A 4,194-nucleotide genomic window follows, 5' to 3' on the forward strand; every position below is an offset into this window, starting at 1 on the left:
AAAAGGGCATCATTTGATGCCCTTTTTGCACGCTTTCACACCAGAACCTGGCTCATCAGTGATTTTATTTGTCATAATCATTGCTGAGACAGGCTCTGTAGAGGGCGTATAATCCGAAAGGCGAATAAGCGTTTCGATTTGGATTGCCTCGCGATTACGGGGTGAAAATGTTTGTAGAATACTTCTGACAGGTTGGTTTATGAGTGCGAATACCGAAGCTCAAGGGAGCGGGCGCGGCCTGGAAGCGATGAAGTGGATAGTTGTTGCCATATTGCTGATCGTCGCAATCGTCGGCAACTACCTCTATCGCGACATGATGCTGCCGCTGCGTGCGCTGGCCGTAGTAATTCTGATTGCTGCAGCGGGTGGTGTCGCGCTGTTGACGACAAAAGGTAAAGCAACCGTTGCTTTTGCCCGTGAAGCGAGAACCGAAGTCCGTAAGGTCATTTGGCCGACTCGCCAGGAAACGCTGCACACCACGCTGATCGTCGCTGCGGTTACCGCAGTTATGTCACTGATCCTGTGGGGACTGGATGGTATTCTGGTTCGCCTGGTATCCTTTATCACTGGCCTGAGGTTCTGAGATGTCTGAAGCACCTAAAAAGCGCTGGTACGTCGTTCAGGCGTTTTCCGGTTTTGAAGGCCGCGTAGCCACATCGCTGCGCGAGCATATCAAATTACACAATATGGAAGAGCTGTTTGGCGAAGTCATGGTGCCGACTGAAGAAGTCGTTGAGATCCGTGGCGGCCAGCGTCGCAAAAGCGAACGCAAATTCTTCCCGGGTTACGTTCTGGTCCAGATGGTCATGAACGACGCAAGCTGGCACCTGGTGCGTAGCGTGCCGCGTGTGATGGGCTTTATCGGCGGTACCTCTGACCGTCCGGCGCCGATCAGCGACAAAGAAGTCGATGCGATCATGAACCGCCTGCAGCAGGTTGGCGATAAGCCGCGGCCGAAAACTCTGTTTGAACCGGGTGAAATGGTTCGTGTTAACGACGGTCCGTTCGCAGACTTTAACGGCGTTGTCGAAGAAGTCGATTATGAGAAGTCTCGCCTGAAAGTGTCTGTTTCTATCTTCGGTCGTGCGACCCCGGTAGAGCTGGACTTCAGCCAGGTTGAGAAAGCGTAAGGCTGCGATCAAAAAAGCAGCGATCTAATCGTTGCATAGGGCGCGAAATTGACATACAATTTCGCGCCTTTTGTTTTTATGGGCCTTATGCCCATAAAGCGATATTTATCACGGGGAGCTTCTTTGAAGCGATACTACCCAATTCGAGGAATTTAGAATGGCTAAGAAAGTACAAGCCTACGTCAAGCTGCAGGTTGCAGCTGGTATGGCGAACCCGAGTCCGCCGGTTGGTCCAGCACTGGGTCAGCAAGGTGTGAACATCATGGAATTCTGCAAAGCGTTCAACGCAAAAACGGATTCCATCGAAAAAGGTCTGCCGATTCCGGTTGTTATTACCGTTTACGCTGACCGTTCTTTCACCTTCGTTACCAAAACGCCTCCGGCAGCTGTTCTGCTGAAAAAAGCGGCTGGTATCAAGTCTGGTTCCGGCAAGCCGAACAAAGACAAAGTAGGTAAAATTTCCCGCGCTCAGCTGCAGGAAATCGCGCAGACCAAAGCTGCCGACATGACCGGTGCCGACATTGAAGCGATGACTCGCTCCATCGAAGGTACTGCACGTTCCATGGGCCTGGTAGTGGAGGACTAAGAAATGGCTAAACTGACCAAGCGTATGCGCGTGATCCGTGAAAAAGTTGATGCGACCAAACAGTACGACATCAACGAAGCTATTGCCCTGCTGAAAGAGCTGGCCACTGCTAAATTCAACGAAAGCGTTGACGTTGCCGTTAACCTCGGCATCGATGCTCGTAAATCTGACCAGAACGTTCGTGGCGCGACTGTACTGCCGCACGGTACTGGCCGTTCTGTTCGCGTTGCCGTATTTACCCAGGGCCCGAACGCTGAAGCAGCTAAAGCTGCTGGCGCTGAGCTGGTAGGTATGGAAGATCTGGCTGACCAGATCAAGAAAGGCGAAATGAACTTCGACGTTGTTATCGCATCCCCGGATGCAATGCGCGTTGTTGGCCAGTTGGGTCAGGTTCTGGGTCCGCGCGGCCTGATGCCAAACCCGAAAGTCGGTACCGTAACTCCGAACGTTGCTGAAGCGGTTAAGAACGCTAAAGCAGGTCAGGTTCGTTACCGTAACGACAAAAACGGCATCATCCACACCACCATCGGTAAAGTGGACTTTGACGCTGACAAACTGAAAGAAAACCTGGAAGCTCTGCTGGTTGCGCTGAAAAAAGCAAAACCGAGCCAGGCGAAAGGTGTGTACATCAAGAAAGTTAGCATCTCCACCACCATGGGTGCTGGCGTTGCCGTTGATCAGGCTGGTCTGAGCGCATCTGCGAACTAAGATTAGTCTTTACGTGGGCGGTGATTTTGTCTACAATCTTACCCCCACGATTCTGTTGAAATATAACAGAGCACTATGCGAGTCATTTGAATTGCAGCAAGGCAGCAAGTGAGTGAATCGCCAGGAGCATAGTTAACTATGTGACTGGTGTGAACGAGCGCAGCTAACACAGCTGCGGTTCAAAGGACGAAGTCATAGAAAGAATTTGTTCGTTGGAGCTTGGCCTATCCAGGCCTCCGTCGAAGACCGCAGGCGTCTCGCAAGAGGCTTAATCCCCTGCGTAGACGGTGACAGAACGCTAAGATTATTTTTGATACTCTGGCTTGTTTCTGCTCACCGTATTAAGACGCTCTTCTCGTTGAGATGAGTGAAGTGAGTTCCGGAACATGAGTTCCGGCAAACATCCAGGAGCAAAGCTAATGGCTTTAAATCTTCAAGACAAACAAGCGATTGTTGCTGAAGTCAGCGAAGTAGCCAAAGGCGCGCTGTCTGCAGTAGTTGCGGATTCCCGTGGCGTAACTGTAGATAAAATGACTGAACTGCGTAAAGCAGGTCGTGAAGCTGGCGTATACATGCGTGTTGTTCGTAACACCCTGCTGCGCCGCGTCGTTGAAGGTACTCAGTTCGAGTGCCTGAAAGACACGTTTGTTGGTCCGACCCTGATTGCATACTCTATGGAACACCCGGGCGCTGCTGCTCGTCTGTTCAAAGAGTTCGCGAAAGCGAATGCAAAATTTGAGGTCAAAGCTGCAGCCTTTGAAGGTGAGCTGATCCCGGCGTCTCAGATCGACCGCCTGGCAACTCTGCCGACCTACGAAGAAGCAATTGCACGCCTGATGGCAACCATGAAAGAAGCTTCGGCTGGCAAACTGGTTCGCACACTGGCTGCTGTACGCGATGCAAAAGAAGCTGCGTAATCGCAGTTGTCTTTATCAAGCATTTGCTTACGTATAAACTTATTCTGATATTCAGGAACAATTTAAATGTCTATCACTAAAGATCAAATCATTGAAGCAGTATCCGCTATGTCCGTAATGGACGTTGTAGAACTGATTTCTGCAATGGAAGAAAAATTCGGTGTTTCCGCTGCTGCTGCTGTAGCTGTAGCTGCTGGCCCGGCTGAAGCTGCTGAAGAAAAAACTGAATTCGACGTAATTCTGAAAGCTGCTGGCGCTAACAAAGTTGCTGTTATCAAAGCAGTACGTGGCGCAACTGGCCTGGGTCTGAAAGAAGCTAAAGACCTGGTAGAATCTGCTCCGGCCGCTCTGAAAGAAGGCGTGAGCAAAGATGACGCTGAAGCACTGAAAAAATCTCTGGAAGAAGCTGGCGCTGAAGTTGAAGTTAAATAAGCCAACCCTTCCGGTTGCAGCCTGAGAAATCAGGCTGATGGCTGGTGACTTTTTGTCACCAGCCTTTTTGCGCTGTAAGGCGCCAGTAGCGTTTCACACTGTTTGACTACTGCTGTGCCTTTCAATGCTTGTTTCTATCGACGACTTAATATACTGCGACAGAGCGTACGTTCTGTGTAAATCGCAATGAAATGGTTTAAGCGTGATAGCAACAGGCATTGCGGAAAGTATCCATTTTCCGGTCAACAAAATAGTGTTGCACAAACTGTCCCCCGCAGGACAGATGGGTCGACTTGTCAGCGAGCTGAGGAACCCTATGGTTTACTCCTATACCGAGAAAAAACGTATTCGTAAGGATTTTGGCGATGGTATTTTTGGTGTGGAGGCTGCGGCCTGGCGATATTTCAATAAGCCCGCCAGC

6 protein-coding genes are annotated in these 4,194 nt (G+C 50.4%); all 6 read left to right on the top strand.

Going from position 1 to position 4,194, the window contains the following annotated elements; translation table 11 throughout:
* Positions 1 to 199: 199 nt before the first annotated feature.
* The 6 genes from secE (at position 200) to rplL (ending at position 3,773) form a co-directional block, all read left to right on the top strand.
* Entirely contained in the window at positions 200 to 583 is a 384-nt protein-coding gene (secE, locus tag ACLD11_RS21685) for a preprotein translocase subunit SecE (protein ID WP_001275691.1), read from the top strand.
* Between the two features lies 1 nt (position 584).
* Complete coding sequence (gene nusG, locus ACLD11_RS21690) at positions 585 to 1,130, top strand: transcription termination/antitermination protein NusG (RefSeq protein WP_001287521.1); 546 nt, start codon at positions 585 to 587, stop codon at positions 1,128 to 1,130.
* Positions 1,131 to 1,287: 157 nt separating this feature from the next.
* Positions 1,288 to 1,716 (top strand): 50S ribosomal protein L11, encoded by a 429-nt coding sequence (gene rplK, locus ACLD11_RS21695; protein WP_001085926.1) that lies wholly within the window; start codon positions 1,288 to 1,290, stop codon positions 1,714 to 1,716.
* 3 nt (positions 1,717 to 1,719) lie between these two features.
* Positions 1,720 to 2,424: a 50S ribosomal protein L1 gene (rplA, locus tag ACLD11_RS21700; protein ID WP_001096676.1), complete on the top strand. Its 705-nt coding sequence runs from the start codon at positions 1,720 to 1,722 to the stop codon at positions 2,422 to 2,424.
* Positions 2,425 to 2,843: 419 nt separating this feature from the next.
* Positions 2,844 to 3,341 (top strand): 50S ribosomal protein L10, encoded by a 498-nt coding sequence (gene rplJ / locus ACLD11_RS21705; protein ID WP_001207203.1) that lies wholly within the window; start codon positions 2,844 to 2,846, stop codon positions 3,339 to 3,341.
* 66 nt (positions 3,342 to 3,407) lie between these two features.
* Positions 3,408 to 3,773 (top strand): 50S ribosomal protein L7/L12, encoded by a 366-nt coding sequence (gene rplL, locus ACLD11_RS21710; RefSeq protein WP_000028882.1) that lies wholly within the window; start codon positions 3,408 to 3,410, stop codon positions 3,771 to 3,773.
* The last annotated feature ends 421 nt before the right edge of the window (positions 3,774 to 4,194 follow it).

Source organism: Salmonella sp. 741265116_PST (genome assembly GCF_046567715.1).
GTDB classification, from domain to species: Bacteria; Pseudomonadota; Gammaproteobacteria; order Enterobacterales; family Enterobacteriaceae; genus Salmonella; species Salmonella enterica.